Origin of the sequence: Saccharicrinis fermentans DSM 9555 = JCM 21142, from assembly GCF_000517085.1 — a bacterium.
GTDB classification, from domain to species: domain Bacteria; phylum Bacteroidota; class Bacteroidia; order Bacteroidales; family Marinilabiliaceae; genus Saccharicrinis; species Saccharicrinis fermentans.
This window is the reverse complement of sequence record NZ_KI912107.1, coordinates 61,530-81,303: the sequence shown is the minus strand read 5'-3', so window position 1 is coordinate 81,303 and position 19,774 is coordinate 61,530. Positions and strand designations below refer to the sequence as shown.

Genomic DNA, 19,774 nt, shown 5'->3' with positions numbered 1-19,774 from the left:
TTATATTATACTAATTTTAAAGATATTTAAAATTACAAGGAATAAAAAAACAAGTAGATGGTTAACTGGATTTCACCTATAAATAAGATGAATTTAATGATATACTTCGAAAAAAGGAGGCACATTACAGAGGTTGCCATGAAACAAAAAGTTTACTCTTCATATTGCAAATAAAATTTCAAAGCATCTGTGTGTTTTAAGATAAAAACGGGCAAAACCCTATTGATTTTACCCGCTATCATTTATAAGCTATTTAGCTTTGCGTTCTTTTCTATGCTTTAGCTTCCTTCGATGCTGCTTCCACAGACTGTTCGGTATTAGCTTCCTCTTCCTCACCAAATTTAAAGATATTCTTATCTACCAATAAATTGTACCACATAATTACCTTCTTGATATCAGAAACATATACCCTATCTCTATCATAATCGGGCAATACTTCAGCAAAGTAACTTTTTAACTCATTCGCAGATACCTTATGACTGATAGATGGTCCTCCATTCTCTTTCTCGAAAATACTTTTAAAAACATCGACCAATTTCACATCCGCTTCTTCGGTAAAAATCGAAATATCCTCCAACGCACTAATTCTGGATGTTGCATAAGCCGGCATTCTTTTCCCATCAACCAATGACTCAACTATAATGCTGTTTTTTGCTTGTGAAATCATTTTAAACAATCCACTTTGTCCTGAAACAGCCAATATTCCCTTTAACATTTCACTCATTACATTTTTTTTTCGATTAAACTCCCTGTTGTTTTTTATGGGTCTAAAAATTCACTGCAAAAATAACAGAATAGGATGAACTACAAATTATTTAACAAGCTAATTAAAGCCTCTTTGTTTTTTAATGGTTTCAAAAGCTTCATTCACTTTCTGAAACTTCTCATTGGCCGAAGCCTGAAACTCCTCACCCAGATGAGCTACCTTATCAGGGTGAAACTTTACGGCCATTTTTCGATAGGCTTTTTTTATTTCATCATTACTAGCCGCTGGATCCACTTCTAATATCTTATAGGCCGACTCAGTACTTTTTACGTACATATTCATGACCGATTCAAAATCGCGTGTCGAAAGTCCCAGTCCGCTTGCTATCAAACGAATAACATCTTGCTCACTGGCAGGTATTGCACCATCGGCATTGGCCACGCCAAATAACATATGTACAAGCTGCACCTTGGAGTTATAATCCACATTTGCACTAATCTGCCTACAGACCTGCTGCAAGGGAATATCACGTTCCAATATCTCCCTCAACATCAATAAGGCTTCCGAAGCTTTTTCTTCGTTAAAAGCCTGACGCAAATATGCTTTAACAAAATCCAATTCCGACTTAACAATCTTTCCATCAGCCTTCATTACCGCTGCAATCAGCACCAGCAAAGACGCCACAAATCCATCCCTAGGATTACCTTCTGTTCTATTTTCCGTAGCCAATTCTCCAGATACCCCTTCGGCAAAAGAGCCCAGTACAAAACCCAAGACAGCCCCTACGGGTCCGGCGAACCACCAACCCAATCCTGCCCCTAACAATGAAGAGCCTGAAATTTTAAAAATATTCATTATTCAATATATTGGAATGATCCTATACAAAGATCTGTTATTCATATCACTCTTTTATCATTTTTCGTGCCAAAGCAATCCATCTGTCATGATTGACGCAAAAGTAATTGATGTATTTGAAGCACCTGAGGAATCACCAGATCCTTATCATTACACTGAATCACATAATCAGACATGCGGATTTTATCCTGTTCAGGCATTTGATGAAGGATCCGATCTTTTACTTCTTTCTCAGTCAATCCATCCCGTTTCATCACCCTTTTTATTCTAAGTTCCAGTGGAGCTGTGACGGTAACAACCTTATCCATTTGTTGATTTCCACCACTCTCAAACAATATGGCAGCTTCTTTTAACACATAATCACATTTCGCATGACAATGCTTCACCCAGTTGTTGAAGTGCTCTTTTACAAGAGGGTGCACAATACTATTCAGTTCCGACAAAAGATTCTTATTTGCAAATACCAAGGCAGCCACTCTTTTACGATCCAGCCGACCATCTATATAAATGTCATTGCCAAATAGTTTTTTCACACCAGCTACTATATCCGGGTGCACATCGGTTAACTTTCTTGCTTCCATATCGGCACAATAAACAGGCACTTTCAAAGCCTCAAAAATATGACTTACGGTAGTTTTTCCACTACCAATACCACCCGTTATTCCGACTTTAATCATTTCTTTTTTGACTTTTCAAACAAACACTCCACAAACAGAGGTGAATATGTTACATTCTTTACCCCTTCAGGTTTCTCCAACAGTTTTATCTTTAACCTATCCGGTAATCGCATACCCTCACTTTGGTTAAAATCAACCACCGCAGAAAAATCCGAGGCTTTTATATCATTAAAGCGACTAGCTGCCACTGTAAAGGTGATATGAATATCACCTGGAAAACTCTTTAAGGTTAAGCTATCTGGTATATTTAACTGGTCAACAGGAACCGTAAGACTCTTTTCGGTAAAAGCTTCCACCGGTATATTCACAACCACCCTATTGGGATGAAGCTCCACATTATGTATTTTTTCCAGTGCCACATTACGCAACAACGAGTCCTTCAATCCCACATAACTGGTATACTCCGTTCTAACAAAACCAATAGAATCGACCAATGAAGCGGGACCGGATATTTCAACGCTATCAGGTTTAAGAGAGATAAGGCCTGATTGGTAAAACTGTTGTTCAAAACTCAGTTTAGCATCAAACATAACAGGCACCTTTCGTTTTTCCTTCTTTTCAAAAAACACGAATAAAGTATCTGGATATATCTCCATCAATTCAACACCATTAGACAACTTATCACTAAAATCGTTCAGTAAATCTTTTGTAGATAGATAAGCACCATACTTATTCCCATTCTTGATTCTTCGGAACGAAGAAACATCCAGGGGTTCCGGATCAAGAATCTTACCCAAATGATAAGGCAATATACTATATCCCAAAGACTTAATTTTTAATTGCAATTTATTTTGCGGCTTTCCCAATAAAATAAAGTCATCCGGAAATTCCTCATATTTTACAGGATATGTAATAGTGGTGGTATACTCCTTGCGCAAAGCATTTAAAAACCATAAACCAGTGGATAATATCAGAAACAAAAGAAATGCTAAAAGGTCACGATTTTGCCTAAACGACCTAAAGGTTTCTTTGGTTGCGACAAACCACTTTTCGATATTACTTTTTAAACGTTCCATCATAAAAAAGGCCAATAACCACAAATTTAGTTATTGGCCTCATATAAAAAAATTATCTGTTATCGTTTTGCTTGCGCATCTGACATATCCATAATAATAGCGGACTTGTCGATTCTAACAGTAACCCCATTGGCGATTTCTACATTCACGTATCCTTCTTTAATTTCGGACACTTTACCATAGATTCCACCAGTAGTTATTACTTTATCCCCCTTTTTAAGTTCTTCGCGGTATTTTTTCAATTCTTTTTGACGCTTCATTTGAGGACGTATCATAAAGAAATAAAAAACCACAATAATTAAAACAAATGGTAAGATAGATGTTAACATATTTTGCCCTCCGGCAGGGGCAGCTTGTAAAAAAATACTTTGTAAGATCATTTTAAACTAATTTATCTAATTTATAACATTGGCCGAAACAACCAATTCTTTCATTTTATCTTCGATATTGGCATACACCTGTATCACTTTATATTGATACCCGGAGAAACCACTGGAATCAAACCTCACCTCTATTTCTGCTTTTTGCCCTGGCAACACAGGTTCTTGCGGATATTTAACACTTGTACATCCACAACCGGGATCCACCTTATTTATAAGCAATGGATACTTTCCTGTATTGGTAAAACCAAAGTAACATCCCACGGTTTCTCCACCAATTACTTTGCCAAAAACATGCGATGTCTTTTCAAAAGTAACTTGTGTATTATTTTTCACCGGCATTTTTTGTTTCTTCGAAGCACCACTATGGCATCCCCCTAACAAAAATATTGCAAGCACTAATATAATACAAACGATTTTATTTTGCCCCATCCAACAAACCTCTTCCTACTTTTTTTATTTTTTGTGCTTCCGTAAGCTCAATGATGGCCTTATCTAATATTCCATTGATAAAAACCCCACTCTTTTCAGTGGAATAGTGTTTAGCAATTTCGATATATTCATTCATGGACACTTTAATGGGTATATTCGGAAATTCCACCATCTCAGCCAATGCAATCTGCATTAATATGATGTCCATGAAAGCAACACGATCCACATCCCAATTTTTGGAGTGTTTTTTTATTAATTCCAGATAATCGTTATGGTTCACCGCTGCCTTTCTAAACAACTGCTTTACAAAGGCCTCATCATCCTCATCTTTGAATTCGTGCATAACCTTCACTGGAGCATCCTCTTCCATGCTTTTTACGGTTTTCACCACCATGCTCAGCACAAATTCCACCTCATCGTTCCAGTAAATACTTTGTTCCTCAAAAGTTGGATATAAGGGTTCAAAATAAGCGATTACCTTTTCCAATAACTTTGTTATGAATTTCTTATCTATCTCGAATGAACTTTCGGTATTCGACATATAATCTTTATACTGCTGTGAATTGATCACTTCGGTATACAGACTCTTAACAACTTCCTTATAATTTGCCCAGTTGTTGCCTTTTTGATCCATAAATGTGCGGACATCTTCGCTTTCTGCAAATTTAGAAAGCACCTTATTGGTTACAAATCTAGTATTCGGATTCAGTTCCTCTGCGGATGCCATTTTTTTATTTTTTCCAAACTCTATGCGACCTATGGCATAATCTCTCACTTCTAACAAAAGAAGAATGTACAAATAATATAGATCAAGAGATTTGGAAATACTGTGAAATAATTCTTTCTCAGAATTTTGGATGGTGGTTTCATTATGTTGATAGTGTGCATACAAAACCTGCATCACTTTCACCCTAAGTAGTCTTCTATTTAACATTTCTCAAAGAACTTTTAATAATTGATTATGCGGCAAAAATAGGTCTTTTTTCATATCATACCATAAAAAAAAGAATTTTTAAAACATTAAAGTATGTATACTTTTACAATTTTGAATACAAACCTCTAAAATAACACAATAAATAACACAATATTATCCATACCGATAAATATAAATAAGCCCCAACCCTTCTTTTAGTAATTGATTACCCAATTATTGAGTACATATTGACGCAAAAAAGCAAGTATTTATTATCATTTATTAATGATTATAGTAAATTTTGTTCATAAAGGTTAGATTAATTAAAAAATAATTCCCATTTTTGGATTGCAAACAACAAACTAGTGTATTTTATATCAAAACAACTAATTGATTGACGATGGAAGGATATGAGAAAAAAGAAGGTTTTGAAAAGAATGATAGAGAAGAAATCTTTTCAAAAGCAGTAAGAGCAGGAAAAAGAACCTACTTTTTTGATGTTAAGGCTACTCGTAAAAATGATTATTACTTAACAATTACAGAAAGTAAAAAAAAGTTTGAACAAGACGGAAGATTTCATTTTGAAAAACACAAAGTTTTCCTTTATAAGGAAGATTTCGAAAAATTCTCTGATGGGTTATTGGAAGCTGTTGAATACATTAAACAAAACCAACCTCTTATAGAAGACTCCGAAGAACAACTAGTTGAGGCTATACCCAGCAACGAGTACACCAACGTAGAATTTGAGGATTTAGCTGAATAACAGCTTCACTTATATAAAGATTTAAGCTGCCAACTGGCAGCTTTTTTTTTGCCTACAATATAGCAGCAAATTGCAATCTCCAACAGAAGTTGGGATCGCGCCCCAAAGTTGGGGCTGTGAAAAAAATATTTATTTAGCTGTTAAATAGTCTTTGCAAGAAAACTCCAAATACTGCGTTATTCTCATTTTTGAAACAGCCATTTACAATCAGTAAACACCTTGGTTTCAAAAATATAGAAAGCCTTGTCTTTGAAGCTTTCTTATCAAAGACAGAAAAAACGGTCGTTTTCTTGCAGCCACTATTTACGAACGATACTTTCCACCGTTCCTTGGTCAAATCTGGTACTTATTTCATCACCACTTTTAAGGTCTTTGGCATCTTTCAACACCTTTCCGTTATGATAAGTAATAGAGTATCCTTTTTTCAGGATATTATCGGGATTAAGCAAGTTGTTTGTCTTCTCATGCAAATTTAGCTGAGATTTTTTCGTTTGAAAAAAATGGTTTATTCGACTATTTAACTGCGCCGGAATGTGATCTAAATCACCACGCCGATACTGAATAGAGCCCTGCGTTGAAGACTTTAGGTTTTGAACCGCCTGACCTAGTCTATTTTTTTTACTTTCAATAAATCGCTGCGAAGAATTACCCAGTTGACGCACCAGTCCGTCCATTTTATTCTTTTGAACCAAGAGCGCATGGTTCACCACCGGCTTAAACTTATGATAAGCCATTTCTAAGGAGGTCCTGCTATCACTAATTATTTGGTGGGTTAGTCCCAGTACTTCATCTTGCAGACTTGTAAGACGACCTTCAAATGCACCCACCAACTCAACGAGATGTTCGGCAACAGCAGTAGGAGTTTTCAGACGCGTATGTGCCACAAAGTCAACTACTGTTTCATCACGCTCATGCCCTATTCCTGAAAAAACAGGTAAGGGAAACTGAGCTATATTATAGGCGATCCAATAGTTATCGAAGCACATCAAATCGGATGTTGAGCCTCCTCCACGAATAATAACAACCACATCAAACACATCCTCATATTCATAAATTCTATCAAGGGCAGCAATAACCGAGGCCTCGGTTTGTTCTCCCTGCATGACGGCCGAAAAAAGCTTCACATAGAATTGGTAATTACCCGAATTATTGTTGAGCTGATTACAGAAATCCTCATACCCTGCAGCTGTTGATGAGGAGATGACCGCTATTTTTTGTGGCACCAAAGGCACCTCTAATTCCTTGTTCATATGGATAACTCCCTCTTCTCCCAACTTATTGAGAATGGCCTTTTTCTTTTGTGCCATATCACCCAAGGTATATGTGGGATCGATATCCCGCACATTTAAACTAAAACCATAAATCTCTTGAAAATCAATACTCACCCGAACCATCACCTTAAGACCCGAAACCAGTTCCTGACCGGTAGCTGAAGTAAAATAAGGCTTAAGCATCCGGTAGGTATAAGCCCATATGTTAGCCCTTGACTTGGCAATAATTTGCTCTGTCCTTTCATCCTTTTCTATCAGCTCCAAATAACAATGCCCTTTGCGCACTTCTCGTATCTCACTTATTTCGGCAATAACCCAATAAGTGTCTGCAAAAGATGAATGGATTGTTTTCTTAATTTTCTGGTTTAACTCAAAGAGAGAAATTGAAGATTCAGACATATGCTATTTTTTTACTATTTTTCTTGTAAAGGTAGCGTGCGGTGCTTTTACTTGTATCAAATATATTCCCGAGGGCAAATTTTGTAATCCGTCCACTTTAAATGGCAACACGATTGATTTTTGTTGATACACCCTATTACCTGCCACATCATATATGGATACATGATCTACATAAGTGAAAGTACTTTTTATTTTTAGGTAAGTATCAAATGGATTTGGAAACACAGCTATACTATGTCCCAGCTCACCTGCCCTATTCATATCCAAGGCCTTTTTAAAATCAGGAACTCCATACCCCATTGCATCATCAGGATCGTCAAACAAATGGGAGCTTTCTCTGATCAAGGTCAGCAGCTCTGTATTCTTGAGTTGTGGGTGTGCCTGCCACAAACAAGCTGCAAACCCACAGATAAGAGGCGTTGAAAAACTAGTTCCATTCAAGGATACCATATCTCCATCTACCCCCTGCCCAATAACACCCAGTCCCATAGCACTCACATCAGGCTTCACCCTGCCATCGGCCGATGGTCCATAACCACTAAAGGAAGCCGGCACACTATCTCTACCCATAGCTGCAACTGCCAGTATATGTTCTCCATCGGAGGGAGAAATAATACTACCCCATTGGCTATTCCCTTCATTTCCGGCACTACACACCACCATCATTCCCTTTGAAAAAGCGATTTCTGCTCCCTGAACCACGATCGTAGTCTGACCATCCATGTCCTGCCTGGAGTAGTTACTGTAATCGCCTATAAAATTATAATAGCCCACAGATGTATTGATAATATCTACGCCAATACTATCGGCATATTCAGCAGCCACCACCCAATTATATTCTTCAATAGGCGCCTCGCTAGCCCCATCTTCTGTGCGCAACAAGTGATACTTGGCTTCTGGCGCACTCCCCTTAAACTCGTCTCTCAGGTACCCGCCCATCACTGACAGTACCATTGTGCCATGCGTATCACTTTGAAAGATATCTCCTCCCGGATGAACAAAATCACGACAAGAAAGTATCTGTCCATTATTCCAAAGATGAGAAAAGAGCGGCAGGGTATTCACCTTAAAAAATCCGTTATCTATAACAGCCACCTCTATACCCTGGCCTTCAAAACCATTTTGGTGCAAATAATGCCCGTTTAAGGTTTGCGTCTGATCCCAAGCAGCGCCATACGTCCCCATACTCTTTAAACTAGTAATCTGGGCCGTTTGAGACTCCTTAAACTTGCTTGTTAGAATTCCGTATGTTGGTGAATAAATAATTTTGACATCTTGAACAAAGGAAACAGAGGTAATGGTATCCATTAAAGATTGATGATCACTTTCAACAATAGCTCCATTTAACCATTTTGATGCCCAAAGAACGCGCACCCCCATATTTCTCACACTATCCAAATAAGATGGTGTAACCGGCAAATCCTGTTCTGTAATCACCACATGGTGTTTCGCCCGGCGATCAATAGCTTTCTGGCTCAAGAATTTTTCAGGTGCATTGATGGAGTATGCATTATTATTCTTATCCGAAAAAGAAATAAAATACTTCTGCGCTTCCCCAGAAAAAACAGCAACAAATAAAAACAAAACGATATGTGCAACCTTTCTTAGATGCAAAAAACTGAATAATTCTCCATTGTTCATTTTTTCCTTGTTAGCCTATTTTGCAAGCATCCCTCCTCTGGCGTCGGTACCAGCACATGCCAGCACATCCTCAATATACAATCATGAGGTCAAAAACCTCTCATATAACTATCCGGATCATGCTTAAACTCCTCGGGATCTTTCAATTTACCTTTATTTTTTTCAAACTCCTCAAACAGTTTCTGTTGTTTTTCATCAAAATCTGCAGCATTCAATGTTTTACCTTCCTTATATTTTATTTTATAGGCCACATTACCAGCATGCGTAAACACCACCCAGGTTCCCTCCTCAAGTCCGTTTTCAAATTTACCTTGAACCTCTAGCTTTCCATCCGGATAGAACACGACATATTCACCATCAATCTTACCTTTCTTATGAGAAGAAGTCATCTTAAGACGTCCATTTTCATGGTACTTTTTCCAGATTCCTTCTTTCACACCATCTTTCCAACCCACTTCTTCAGCCACGTTACCTTTCTTAAAAAAATGAGTAGTCATTCCATTTTTCAAACCATCCTTATACAACTCATTGGTATACAAAATACCTTCAGGTGAGAAGAACTGCCATAGGCTATCCTTTTTAGTCCCCTTATAAAAACCCTTTGCCGTCATCTTACCGTTCTCAGCATATAATATGGCAGGGCCATATTGGTTTTCATCATAATCTATCTCTATTTTCTTATTTCCATTCAAGTAATAACGAATCATTTTCCCCACCGGTCTATCATCTTTAAACGTGACGGTATAGGCTGGCTTTCCATTACTAAAACGCTTTTCCCAATAACCTTGCTTTAAGCCTTGTTCGTCTTTTTGATTATGATTTGATGAAACCCCGGTATTACTGGCACCCTCTTTAGCTGGCACACGATTGCCAAAAACATCGGTTACCTGACCCAATAATACGTTTGCAGAAAAAACAAATGAAATAATTGTAAAAAATAGAATTCGCATCATGAAAATAATGAATTTAATAATGAGCCTCAAATTTAAGCGTAAAAGTTTAAATAATCGTACTACTATTGATTTTATCTTAAATGGTGAATTGAAACGAACCAAAAGGAATTATTTTACACAAAGAGATGATTAATCTAGGCGAGTTACATATGACCATTAAAAGAAAATATAAATATGAAACCAGTTAGCCGGCAACTTTCCTGGCAGCCATTTTAATCCATAGTAGAGCATTGATGAATAACTCAGGTTAACTTAGCTGCCGCTTCCTTATCCAAAAGCCATACAGGATTTACAACCAAGGCAGCAGGGTAACTCGTACACGCTTCTTTTTGATGAATGATTTCATCCAATTTTTCTGCTTTACCAGCTCCTGTTACCAGAAAGAACACTTCTTTGGAGTGATTAATAACCTTTCCGCTTAAAGAAATACGTTTCTGGCCCGACTGAGGATGCGTTGCTACCACACAATTAGCTTGTGCGTTCCACAGTCCTATTTCATGGGGAAAGATAGAAGCTGTATGTCCATCATCTCCCATGCCTAACAAGACCATATCAAACTGCGGCACCCCCTCTGTCCACGTCAATTGTTTTTTGAGCACCTCTTCATAGTCCATACAAGCCACCGAAGGCTCCTTTTCACCTTTCACCCTAAAAACATTTTCTTTGGGAATAGGCACTTTGGACAAAAGGTGTTCTTTGGTCATATTATAGTTACTCTGGGCATCATCAGGAGGCACACATCGTTCGTCTCCCCAGAACAGAAACACCCGTTCCCATCTTATTACACTGGCATATTTCTCTGCCAGTTCATCAAAAATAGCTTTAGGCGTACTTCCGCCCGAGAGAGCAATATTGATCCTTTCATGATGCAATGCACGTTCCTTGATTAGCTCACCAAAGTACCCAGCAAGCATTTTTTTAGTGTCAAATATTTGTATATTCTTATGTTGATTCACGGTATATAAGATTCTAGAGATTCCACAATTTGATGTCTATTCAAAAGAATTACGGCATCATAAACATTATAATTCACAATAGTTACCATCATTGGCCAGGTTTTTACATGGATACCGCCAGGTTAAATGTGGTTCTTCAATTAAGTCATCGGCCACATCTGGCCCCCACGTACCTGCGGGATAACCATGCACTTTAATATCCTTGTTATTTTTCCAGGCCTGCTGAATAGGTCTTACAAAAGCCCATGCAGCCTCAACGGCATCACCTCTGGAGTAAAGCGTAGAATCTCCCAACATACAATCATGGAGCAAGCGTTCGTATGCACTTGGTAAATAAGCATCTGCCAAATCAGAATAATGAAAATCCATATTTACATTCTGCACATTAAAACCTGCTCCCGGCACCTTCATACCAAATTTCAACAGCAATCCTTCATCCGGTTGAATCCGAATAACCAATTGATTTTGTTGCTGTAAAACAGAAGTATTACTAGCAAATAAATGATGCGGTGTAGGTTTAAAGTGAATCACCACTTCGGTTACCCTGGTGGGCAACATCTTACCTGTTCGAATATAAAAAGGCACACCACCCCACCGCATATTATCGATGAAAAATTTCATGGCCACATAGGTCTCTGTTCTAGATTCAGGGTCAACCCCATTTTCATCCCGATAGCCGTTTACCTTTTGGCCTTTTACAGTAGAGCCCACGTACTGCCCGCGTATAACGTATTTTTCAACATCTTCCTCTTTAATGGGGCGCAGCGACTGTAACACTTTAACAATCTCATTTCGAATACTATTGGAGTCAATCAAAGCAGGAGGCTCCATACCCACCAGTCCTGCCAAAAGCAATAGGTGATTCTGCACCATATCGCGCAAAGCCCCCGATCCCTCATAATAACCACCTCTGTTACCAACACCAATACTTTCAGAAGAAGTAATTTCCACATGACTCACATAGTTCCTATTCCAGAGCGGTTCATAAATCGCATTTGAAAAACGCGTCACCAATAAATTCTGAACTATTTCTTTTCCCAAATAATGGTCAATCCGATAAATCTGCTCTTCATCAAAATTGTTAAGCAAACTGGCATTTAATTCCTTCGCGGTTTCCAAATCATAACCAAAAGGTTTTTCAACAATTAACCTTCTAAATCCTTTTTCTTCATTACTCAATCCGTGCTTGGCCAAGTGACAAGGGATAACAGTATACATACTCGGAGGAGTAGCCAGATAAAAGATAAAATTTTCATCGGTACCCAATTGTCCATCCAATTCAAAAAGTCGGTCTTTTAATCCTCCATAATCACCCTCCTCTTTGGTATTAAAACCGTGATAAAAAAGCTTTTGAAGGAAATGATCAAGCGCATCATTTTGGGCCATATTTTTATGATTTAGCGCAAATTTCTCGATCCCCTCCTTCATTTTGCTTCTAAAGTCATCATCACTCAGCTGAGTTCTTCCCAATCCTAATATGGCAAAGTGTTCCGGCAATACATTTTGGGTAAATAAATCAAATACCGCAGGTACTAATTTTCTAAAAGTCAGGTCGCCCGAAGCGCCAAAAATAACAAGTATGTGGTTTTGAGGTTTTTTCATTTTAAATATTTTATAGCGTAACGATCATAAGATGTCCAAAATATCATTTTATTTTTGATTTTACTCCATTTATACACCTTCGTTTTTTCATATTTGATGTCAATACCGAATTTCAATTTTAAACAATTCAAACACTATTTGGTTGAGATGGTCCAGTCAACACAGGCAATTAGTCCTTGACAAGCTTGTAGAAATCACTTCCACACCTCAGTCTTTTCTGTTCATAAAATGCTTTGAATCACCCCACTCTCCATAGCCAACTTCGCGATCTGCCAATTCGATACGCATACTTAAACAATTGCTACAATCTTCAGCTCCTTCATCAGCACAAGGTTTATTTTCGTATAACAGGTAATCTTTACGATGCAAGGTTGGTGTAACATTAGGCATGATGACATTGGCTCCTATCCGTAAGGCCTTTTCTCTTCCCATAGGGTCAATGGCCTGCAGGGCAGTTGCTGCTGCAATATTGATATCTTTCATTAATATACGCAACACAGCTATCATATTTAAGGTAACAGAAAAACGCGTTTCTATAGGCCACAGCTGCGCTCTATTTTGAAACAATGGTGTTTGATGATGTTCTATATAAGGCCCCATACCGCACATATCAATATCAAAATCTCTCATAAAAAGTAAGTCGCGCGCCAAATCATCATACGTTTGCCAAGGCAGTCCCACCATAACACCTGTACCTGTTTGGTAGCCTATTTTTTTTAAGCTGTGCAAACAACGCACTCGATTTTCAAAATCATGGGCATCGTTATCTGGATGAATTTGATTATACAATACTTTATTGGACGATTCTATTCGTAATAGGTAACGATGTGCGCCACTATCGAACCACCTTTGGTAAGTTTGATCACTCTGCTCGCCCAACGAGACAGTTATTCCCAATTCACCATTGCTCAACACCTTAATATCTTTTAATAAACGATCCACCCTATCCACAAAAAAATCATCACTCCGTTCACCGGCTTGCAGCACAATAGAAGCATAATTATTCTCATAAGCAAAACGAGCAGCTTCCAGCACCTGTTTATCCTCTAAATGATACCGCACCACCTCCTTATTATCTTTTCTGATGCCACAGTAAAAGCAGTTTTTAGCACACACGTTAGAAAACTCCACCAAACCGCGATAAAACACCTTTCTACCAACATATTCGAGTTGCACCTCCTGTGCCTTTGCAAACAATAATTTTTGTTCGTCTCCTTCTGTTTGCAATAGAGTTGCAATATCCTTTGTATCAAGCTCTTCTTTCTGGAGTATATCTTGAATAGTCATGTTATTCGTTTTAAAACTTACCAAACAAAGACAAGTTAAAGTTATGGAGTTATAGAAATCAATGTATACCTCTATGGATTCATCCTGGTAAGTGTGCAAAATTAATAAAATACTAGCATCTAATACCATTAAAAGTAGATTAGAGACCGAAAGCTCCCTTTGCGTTATCTCAACGCAAATTGATAATACCCTAAATGAAAGATGAAAACCACAAGACTGATTTTATTCATTGTTAACCAACAAAAAAATAGTCAATTTTGGTCAACGCTTAAAATCAATTTCGTAGGAGGAAACGAAAATTAATACTGATTCTATTATGATTAACGAACAATTAATTAATCCCCAAAGCATAGTTGTGGTTGGAGGATCTAATGATTTACAGAAACCCGGTGGGAAAATTCTTCATAATATCCTGGAGTGTTACCGAGGCGAAATATTTGTTCTCAACCCTAAACAAGACCTTGTTCAGGGCGTAAAATCATGTAAAGAAATCAAAGAACTTCCTACAGAAGTAGACTTGGCAGTGATTGCGATCCCGGCAAAATTTTGTCCTGCCATAGTAAAAGAGCTCATTCAGAAAAAAGACACAAAAGCATTCATCATTATCTCTGCTGGGTTTGGAGAAGAGAATGAGCAAGGAGCCCAATATGAAAGAGAGATTGTTGAACTCGTCAACAAAGCTGGAGGTTGTTTAATTGGGCCTAATTGCATTGGAGTCATCAACCATCATCATCATAGCATCTTCACAGAACCCATTCCGATGCTGGATCCCAGCGGAGCGGATTTCATATCTGGCTCAGGAGCCACCGCTGTATTTATTTTAGAAACCGGCGTTGGCTTAGGTCTCAAATTCAACAGCATATTTTCAGTGGGTAACAGTGCACAAACGGGAGTGGAAGATGTTTTAGCTTATTTGGATGAGACATTTGATCCGGACAAGAGCTCAAAAATTAAGTTACTCTATATTGAAAGCATCAAAGACCCCGACAAACTATTGCGACATGCCAATTCCTTGGTAAACAAAGGATGCAAAATTGCAGCCATTAAATCAGGAAGATCAGAAGCTGGCATGCGCGCTGCACAAAGCCACACTGGAGCCATGGCGAGTTCAGATATGGCAGTGGATGCATTATTTAAGAAAGCTGGCATTATACGTTGCCATGGCCGATTGGAATTGGCCACCGTGGCCGCTGTATGCATGGCCAAAGAACTGAAAGGCGAAAACATGGCTGTTATCACACATGCCGGCGGACCTGCGGTAATGCTCACCGATTCTCTTGCTCAAGGAGGTATTCAAATACCTACCATAGAAGGTCCTAAAGCGGAGCAGTTACAAGCCAAACTGTTTGAGGGATCAAGCGTAAGCAATCCTATCGACTTTTTATCTACGGGAACAGCCGAGCAACTGGGTATTATCATTGATGCCTGCGAAAAAGATTTTGACCAAATCGACGCCATGGCAGTCATCTTTGGCAGCCCGGGACTCTTCCCTGTTCGTGAAGTATACGAAGTACTACATCAGAAGATGAGAACATGCCAGAAACCCATTTACCCCATATTACCATCTGTGGTAAATGCCGACGATGATATAAAATATTTTCAATCCAAAGGTAATATTAACTTCCCCGACGAGGTAAACTTGGGACATGCTCTATCCAAGGTACACAATACCATCAGACCCGCCAAGGAATCTATTCAGATGAAAGACGTAGATATACCTAAGGTGCGGTCTCTGATTACTGAATTTGAAGATGGCTACCTAAAACCTCAGCAGGTTCAGGAACTATTGTCTGCCGCCAGCATCCCTATGATCCAGGAAACACTGGTTTCCAACGAAGAAGAACTACAGGCCATCATCAATAAAATAGTTTATCCTTCTGTAATGAAGGTGGTAGGTCCGGTGCATAAGACAGATGTTAATGGAGTATCATTAAATATCACCGGCTCCAAATTTTTGAAGGAAGAATTCAATCGCATGACAAAGATTGAAGGATTTGAAGGGGTAACCATTCAGCCTATGCTTAAAGGTACTGAACTATTTATAGGAGCCAAATACGAACCCGCATTTGGTCACATTGTCTTATGTGGACTGGGGGGCATATTCGTTGAGGTCTTAGAAGATGTCTCCTCTGGATTAGCTCCGCTTTCTAAGGAAGAAGCACTGGGGATGATCCACGACCTGAAAGGCAAAAAAATATTAGATGGAATTCGTAATCAAGAAGCCGTAGACATTGATAAATTTGCAGATATCATTGTTCGTCTTTCTACCATGCTTCGTTTTGCTACCGAAATAAAAGAATTGGACATCAACCCCCTAATGGCCTTCGAAAATAAGATAATAGCCGTAGATGCCAGGGTGAGGATTGAAAAATAAGCCTTGGTCAAGTTAACATAAACACCCCATATATGTATTTGCTTAAATATTTGGAAACAATTTAAAAAACTTTTTGGGTGGGTCGACTTGTACGCGCAGTGATTCTTTAAAAAAGGGATGCACAAACTCCATAGAATAAGCATGCAAGTAGAGTCCTTTCCCTTTCAACACCAATCCCTCCTGTCCATATTGACTATCCCCCAGAATGGGATGTCCAATAGACGACAGGTGGATTCGTAGTTGATGACGTCGTCCCGAAAATAAAGTAAGCTCCACCAGGTTCAGACATCCAAACCTTTCACTTTTTTCGGATGCCTTGACTTGATAAGCCGATTTGGCAGTCTTGCCCTCAACATCAAGCGTCACCTCCCCTACTTCATCTTGCTGTCCAATTGTGATGGCCAGGTATTTCTTAATAATCCTTCGTTCCTCAAATATTTTATTCAATAAAATAACAGCTTGCTTGGTCTTCCCAAACAAAACAGCCCCACTTGTTGGGTAATCCAAACGATGGATAGGCTCTGGTCGCCACAAAGCATCCGGCGCGGGACTGCGTTGTAAAATAGTAGCCAGACCATTCTCCAGGGTACGATGCTTATTACCACTCACAACCAGCCCTGCCGGCTTATCTACTACTGCCAAATAATCATCCTCATAACATACCTTTACATCTACCTTTACCGCAGGCAATACTTTCTGTTCTTGGTCTTTTAACAAAATCAGCGTTTCTCCCCCAACAACAAAATCTCCGGTATATCCCTGTTTACCATTGACATAAACCAAACCTTTTTTGATGGCTTTTTTAGTAGCTTTATTGGATGGCAAATTCTTAAAAATTCCGGGGGCATAATCTGACAATCTAAGCCTTTGTGGCAATGGTGGTACAGTAATAGATTCTATAATATTTTGTGCTTCGACATCATCCATAGTGCAAAGTAACAAATTATCATCATTTATATTTATTATAAAGAAAGTATTATCTCCTTGCTCATGAGAAATGTTATTGTTTTTCTGCCTATAAAAGTTGAATTTTGATAACAAGGCATGAGTAATCAATCTCTTGCGAATTATTAACAGAAAAAACGAACTCTCAAAAAGCATCCCTATGAATAAGACTGGTATTTTTTATGGCCCTGAGAAAGGAAGCGTAGCTAAAGTAGCAAATATGATAGCCGACGAATTGGGCAAAGACACAACTGACATTATTCCAATAAAAAACTGTAATCCAACAGCTTTCAAAGACTATCATAAATTAATATTTGGCATTTCTACACTGGGTCGAACCAACTGGGATTCGGAACACAAAGATGATGATTGGGATCAATTTTTCACACAGCTCAAAAACGTCAACTGGGACAGTAAACAAGTTGCTATCTATGGACTTGGAGACCAGATTAACTACCCAGACCATTTTGTGGATGCCATCGGATGGCTGTACGAAAGACTGAAGGCACTAAACGTAGATATTGTAGGAGCAGTAGACGACCAAGGCTATCATTATAACGAATCAGAAGCCTTGATAAAAGGCCAATTTATGGGCTTGCCATTGGATGAAGACAACGAATCCGAAAAATCACCCAGCAGAATTGAGCAATGGACAAGCCAGCTTAAGAAAGATGGATTTTAGATAAAACAGGGATAAATACAGACCTGGCTATCCCTTTCTACACAACGGTTCCTCCCCGTCATAGCGCTTCATCTTATTGTTAACCTTTAAATAAGTCTATCATGAAACATCCATTCCCCGCCGTTGTCAATCCAGAAATTGTTGAAGCGGTTCTGAGCGAACAAGGCAACAAGGATTTAGGCAAGGCGACTATTCGTGAGGTAGTTAATATTGTAAATAAAATAGAGGAACGCAGCCCCATCCAATTCATTAGAATGGAGATGGGGGTTCCCAGTCTCCCCCCTTCAAAAGTAGGCGTTAACGCAGAAATAGAAGCTTTAAAACAAGGAGTAGCATCCAAATATCCCATGCTCGAAGGCATTAAACCATTCAAGCAGCAAGCCAGTCGATTTGCAAAAGCCTTTATGGATATCGATGTTCCACCCGAGAGCTGTATTCCTACTGTAGGCTCCATGCAAGCCAGCTACGCCCTCTTCATGGCTGTGGCCAATTTAAACACTAAGAAAAACACCATTTTATTTATAGACCCGGGCTTTCCTGTTCAGAAGATACAGCTTGATGTGCTGGGTATTCAATACGAAACATTCGATGTTTTTGAATATCGCGGTGCCAAATTAAGAGACAAACTTGAAAGTTACCTGTTAAAAGGAAATATTGCCGGCATCGTATATTCAAATCCCAATAACCCTACCTGGATTTGTTTTCATGAAGATGAACTAGAAACCATTGGGAGACTTGCTGAACAGTACGATACCATTATCATAGAGGATCTGGCTTATTTTGGGATGGATTTCAGACAAGACATCTCCACCCCTTTCCAGGCACCCTTTCAGCCAACCGTGGCAAAATACACTTCCAATTATGCCATCCTTATCTCCAGCTCCAAGGCCTTCAGCTATGCAGGTCAACGACTTGGAACGCTCTGCATATCACATGAGCTGTTTAAGACTTATTTTGAATCATTAAAAATTAGGTTTGGAGAGGGTAATTTTGGACAAGTTATTGTGGGAAGATTACTATATTCGTTGTCCGCAGGAGCTAGTCATTCTGCACAGTATGCCATAGCAGCCATATACAAAGCGGCTTGCGACGGATCATACAATTATTTAGAAGAGGTAAAAGAATATGGTATCAGGGCTCGGTTAATGAAAGAGCTGTTTATTAAATATGGTTTTTCCATTATTTACAACAAAGACATTGACGAACCCATAGCCGACGGTTTTTATTTTACAATATCATATCCGGGTATGATGGGTGGTGAGCTGCTCAAAAAATTATTATACTTTGGAATAAGTGGCATTGCATTAACAAATACCGGCAGCAAAATACAGGGTTTAAGAGCTTGTGTTTCGCAAACAGAACAAAGCAGATTTGGTGAATTAGAAAAACGATTACAAATGTTTCAGCAAAGCTGCTAACCACACTACGCAAAAGGAAAAAATAGAGATTTATTTTTCAAGTGATGCCAATGGATTGGGATTGTAAATAAATACACCCCTACCGTGCTATGTCCTGCAATAAATCAGGATTTTTGCATGATTCACATCATAAGAAAAAATGGCATAATTACATAAATTGCAAGTAAATTATAAAAACGTTCAAAATTATGGCTAAAGCTAAAGGAGCGATTGTTGTTGATTCAGTAAAGTGTAAAGGCTGTGAACTTTGCATGGTTAGCTGTCCCACAAACGCAATAGAAATGGCAAAGGATGTTAATGGTAAAGGATATCATTTTGCCCAACTGGGAATTCCCGAAGCATGTATTGGCTGCGCCAATTGTGCAGCAGTTTGTCCGGACAGTTGCATAACGGTTTATAGAGCCAAAGCTTAAAACGAAAGATCCGTCTTTCTATGAAAAGAAGAAACGCAATCCTGGCAACAAGGATTGACATTAATTTCAATCGCTACACAAGAAATTAGTA

The 19,774-nt window shown here is 38.6% G+C and carries 19 protein-coding genes; 5 read left to right on the top strand and 14 right to left on the bottom strand.

Annotated elements, in window-relative coordinates; translation table 11 throughout:
• Nucleotides 1-271: 271 nt before the first annotated feature.
• The 7 genes from CYTFE_RS0100435 to nusB form a co-directional block, all read right to left on the bottom strand.
• Entirely contained in the window at nucleotides 272-724 is a 453-nt protein-coding gene (locus CYTFE_RS0100435) for a DUF5606 family protein (protein ID WP_235208123.1), read from the bottom strand.
• Nucleotides 725-823: 99 nt separating this feature from the next.
• The gene (locus tag CYTFE_RS0100430; RefSeq protein ID WP_044212679.1) at nucleotides 824-1,561 is read right to left on the bottom strand and encodes a TerB family tellurite resistance protein; all 738 of its coding nucleotides are present in this window, start codon (nucleotides 1,559-1,561) and stop codon (nucleotides 824-826) included.
• 86 nt (nucleotides 1,562-1,647) lie between these two features.
• Nucleotides 1,648-2,238, bottom strand: coding sequence for a dephospho-CoA kinase (gene coaE, locus CYTFE_RS0100425; RefSeq protein ID WP_027470191.1), 591 nt, complete (start codon nucleotides 2,236-2,238; stop codon nucleotides 1,648-1,650).
• Nucleotides 2,235-3,257 carry a CdaR family protein gene (locus tag CYTFE_RS24295; RefSeq protein ID WP_152541731.1) on the bottom strand — a complete coding sequence of 341 codons (1,023 nt, stop codon included), beginning with the start codon at nucleotides 3,255-3,257 and terminating at the stop codon, nucleotides 2,235-2,237. Before CYTFE_RS24295 ends, coaE begins: the two co-directional genes overlap by 4 nt.
• Before the next feature lie 56 nt (nucleotides 3,258-3,313).
• The gene (yajC, locus tag CYTFE_RS0100415; RefSeq protein ID WP_027470190.1) at nucleotides 3,314-3,634 is read right to left on the bottom strand and encodes a preprotein translocase subunit YajC; all 321 of its coding nucleotides are present in this window, start codon (nucleotides 3,632-3,634) and stop codon (nucleotides 3,314-3,316) included.
• 15 nt (nucleotides 3,635-3,649) lie between these two features.
• Nucleotides 3,650-3,970, bottom strand: a complete 321-nt coding sequence (locus tag CYTFE_RS0100410) for a DUF1573 domain-containing protein (RefSeq protein WP_162150062.1) — start codon at nucleotides 3,968-3,970, stop codon at nucleotides 3,650-3,652.
• An 82-nt stretch (nucleotides 3,971-4,052) separates the two neighbouring features.
• The gene (nusB, locus tag CYTFE_RS0100405) at nucleotides 4,053-5,000 is read right to left on the bottom strand and encodes a transcription antitermination factor NusB (RefSeq protein WP_027470188.1); all 948 of its coding nucleotides are present in this window, start codon (nucleotides 4,998-5,000) and stop codon (nucleotides 4,053-4,055) included.
• Between the two features lie 379 nt (nucleotides 5,001-5,379).
• On the opposite strand from nusB, the gene CYTFE_RS0100400 reads away from it, so the two are divergent.
• Entirely contained in the window at nucleotides 5,380-5,742 is a 363-nt protein-coding gene (locus CYTFE_RS0100400; protein ID WP_027470187.1) for a DUF3276 family protein, read from the top strand.
• A gap of 299 nt (nucleotides 5,743-6,041) precedes the next feature.
• Here the strand turns inward: CYTFE_RS0100400 and xseA are convergent, their stop codons facing one another.
• From xseA to hydE, 6 genes are all read right to left on the bottom strand, one after another.
• Nucleotides 6,042-7,412: an exodeoxyribonuclease VII large subunit gene (gene xseA, locus CYTFE_RS0100395; protein ID WP_027470186.1), complete on the bottom strand. Its 1,371-nt coding sequence runs from the start codon at nucleotides 7,410-7,412 to the stop codon at nucleotides 6,042-6,044.
• A gap of 3 nt (nucleotides 7,413-7,415) precedes the next feature.
• Nucleotides 7,416-9,053, bottom strand: coding sequence for a S8 family serine peptidase (locus CYTFE_RS24290; RefSeq protein WP_052342891.1), 1,638 nt, complete (start codon nucleotides 9,051-9,053; stop codon nucleotides 7,416-7,418).
• 89 nt (nucleotides 9,054-9,142) lie between these two features.
• Entirely contained in the window at nucleotides 9,143-10,006 is an 864-nt protein-coding gene (locus CYTFE_RS24285) for a toxin-antitoxin system YwqK family antitoxin (RefSeq protein WP_052342890.1), read from the bottom strand.
• 242 nt (nucleotides 10,007-10,248) lie between these two features.
• Nucleotides 10,249-10,962, bottom strand: coding sequence for a 6-phosphogluconolactonase (gene pgl, locus CYTFE_RS0100375; protein WP_244880301.1), 714 nt, complete (start codon nucleotides 10,960-10,962; stop codon nucleotides 10,249-10,251).
• Nucleotides 10,963-11,028: 66 nt separating this feature from the next.
• Nucleotides 11,029-12,564, bottom strand: a complete 1,536-nt coding sequence (zwf, locus tag CYTFE_RS0100370; protein ID WP_027470184.1) for a glucose-6-phosphate dehydrogenase — start codon at nucleotides 12,562-12,564, stop codon at nucleotides 11,029-11,031.
• 207 nt (nucleotides 12,565-12,771) lie between these two features.
• Nucleotides 12,772-13,851 (bottom strand): [FeFe] hydrogenase H-cluster radical SAM maturase HydE, encoded by a 1,080-nt coding sequence (gene hydE, locus CYTFE_RS0100360; protein ID WP_027470183.1) that lies wholly within the window; start codon nucleotides 13,849-13,851, stop codon nucleotides 12,772-12,774.
• Nucleotides 13,852-14,167: 316 nt separating this feature from the next.
• Between hydE and CYTFE_RS0100355 the strand changes: the two genes are divergently transcribed.
• Nucleotides 14,168-16,225, top strand: coding sequence for an acetate--CoA ligase family protein (locus tag CYTFE_RS0100355; RefSeq protein WP_027470182.1), 2,058 nt, complete (start codon nucleotides 14,168-14,170; stop codon nucleotides 16,223-16,225).
• A gap of 42 nt (nucleotides 16,226-16,267) precedes the next feature.
• On the opposite strand, the gene CYTFE_RS0100350 is transcribed toward CYTFE_RS0100355, so the two are convergent.
• Complete coding sequence (locus CYTFE_RS0100350) at nucleotides 16,268-17,152, bottom strand: RluA family pseudouridine synthase (protein WP_044212693.1); 885 nt, start codon at nucleotides 17,150-17,152, stop codon at nucleotides 16,268-16,270.
• A gap of 178 nt (nucleotides 17,153-17,330) precedes the next feature.
• Between CYTFE_RS0100350 and CYTFE_RS0100345 the strand changes: the two genes are divergently transcribed.
• From CYTFE_RS0100345 to CYTFE_RS0100335, 3 genes are all read left to right on the top strand, one after another.
• Entirely contained in the window at nucleotides 17,331-17,852 is a 522-nt protein-coding gene (locus tag CYTFE_RS0100345; RefSeq protein ID WP_027470180.1) for a flavodoxin, read from the top strand.
• Between the two features lie 101 nt (nucleotides 17,853-17,953).
• Nucleotides 17,954-19,270 carry an aminotransferase class I/II-fold pyridoxal phosphate-dependent enzyme gene (locus CYTFE_RS0100340; protein ID WP_044212666.1) on the top strand — a complete coding sequence of 439 codons (1,317 nt, stop codon included), beginning with the start codon at nucleotides 17,954-17,956 and terminating at the stop codon, nucleotides 19,268-19,270.
• A 188-nt stretch (nucleotides 19,271-19,458) separates the two neighbouring features.
• Nucleotides 19,459-19,683, top strand: a complete 225-nt coding sequence (locus CYTFE_RS0100335; RefSeq protein WP_027470178.1) for a 4Fe-4S dicluster domain-containing protein — start codon at nucleotides 19,459-19,461, stop codon at nucleotides 19,681-19,683.
• Nucleotides 19,684-19,774 lie beyond the last annotated feature (91 nt).

Coding starts and splice junctions, on each gene's coding strand:
- CYTFE_RS24285 (WP_052342890.1), bottom strand. CDS start 10,006: ATGATGCGAATTCTATTTTTTACAATTATTTCATTTGTTTTTTCTGCA.
- CYTFE_RS0100335 (WP_027470178.1), top strand. CDS start 19,459: ATGGCTAAAGCTAAAGGAGCGATTGTTGTTGATTCAGTAAAGTGTAAA.
- CYTFE_RS0100355 (WP_027470182.1), top strand. CDS start 14,168: ATGATTAACGAACAATTAATTAATCCCCAAAGCATAGTTGTGGTTGGA.
- CYTFE_RS0100435 (WP_235208123.1), bottom strand. CDS start 724: ATGAGTGAAATGTTAAAGGGAATATTGGCTGTTTCAGGACAAAGTGGA.
- zwf (WP_027470184.1), bottom strand. CDS start 12,564: ATGAAAAAACCTCAAAACCACATACTTGTTATTTTTGGCGCTTCGGGC.
- CYTFE_RS24295 (WP_152541731.1), bottom strand. CDS start 3,257: ATGATGGAACGTTTAAAAAGTAATATCGAAAAGTGGTTTGTCGCAACC.
- CYTFE_RS0100340 (WP_044212666.1), top strand. CDS start 17,954: ATGAAACATCCATTCCCCGCCGTTGTCAATCCAGAAATTGTTGAAGCG.
- CYTFE_RS0100345 (WP_027470180.1), top strand. CDS start 17,331: ATGAATAAGACTGGTATTTTTTATGGCCCTGAGAAAGGAAGCGTAGCT.
- hydE (WP_027470183.1), bottom strand. CDS start 13,851: ATGACTATTCAAGATATACTCCAGAAAGAAGAGCTTGATACAAAGGAT.
- xseA (WP_027470186.1), bottom strand. CDS start 7,412: ATGTCTGAATCTTCAATTTCTCTCTTTGAGTTAAACCAGAAAATTAAG.
- nusB (WP_027470188.1), bottom strand. CDS start 5,000: ATGTTAAATAGAAGACTACTTAGGGTGAAAGTGATGCAGGTTTTGTAT.
- CYTFE_RS0100400 (WP_027470187.1), top strand. CDS start 5,380: ATGGAAGGATATGAGAAAAAAGAAGGTTTTGAAAAGAATGATAGAGAA.
- CYTFE_RS0100430 (WP_044212679.1), bottom strand. CDS start 1,561: ATGAATATTTTTAAAATTTCAGGCTCTTCATTGTTAGGGGCAGGATTG.
- yajC (WP_027470190.1), bottom strand. CDS start 3,634: ATGATCTTACAAAGTATTTTTTTACAAGCTGCCCCTGCCGGAGGGCAA.
- CYTFE_RS0100350 (WP_044212693.1), bottom strand. CDS start 17,152: ATGGATGATGTCGAAGCACAAAATATTATAGAATCTATTACTGTACCA.
- coaE (WP_027470191.1), bottom strand. CDS start 2,238: ATGATTAAAGTCGGAATAACGGGTGGTATTGGTAGTGGAAAAACTACC.
- CYTFE_RS24290 (WP_052342891.1), bottom strand. CDS start 9,053: ATGAACAATGGAGAATTATTCAGTTTTTTGCATCTAAGAAAGGTTGCA.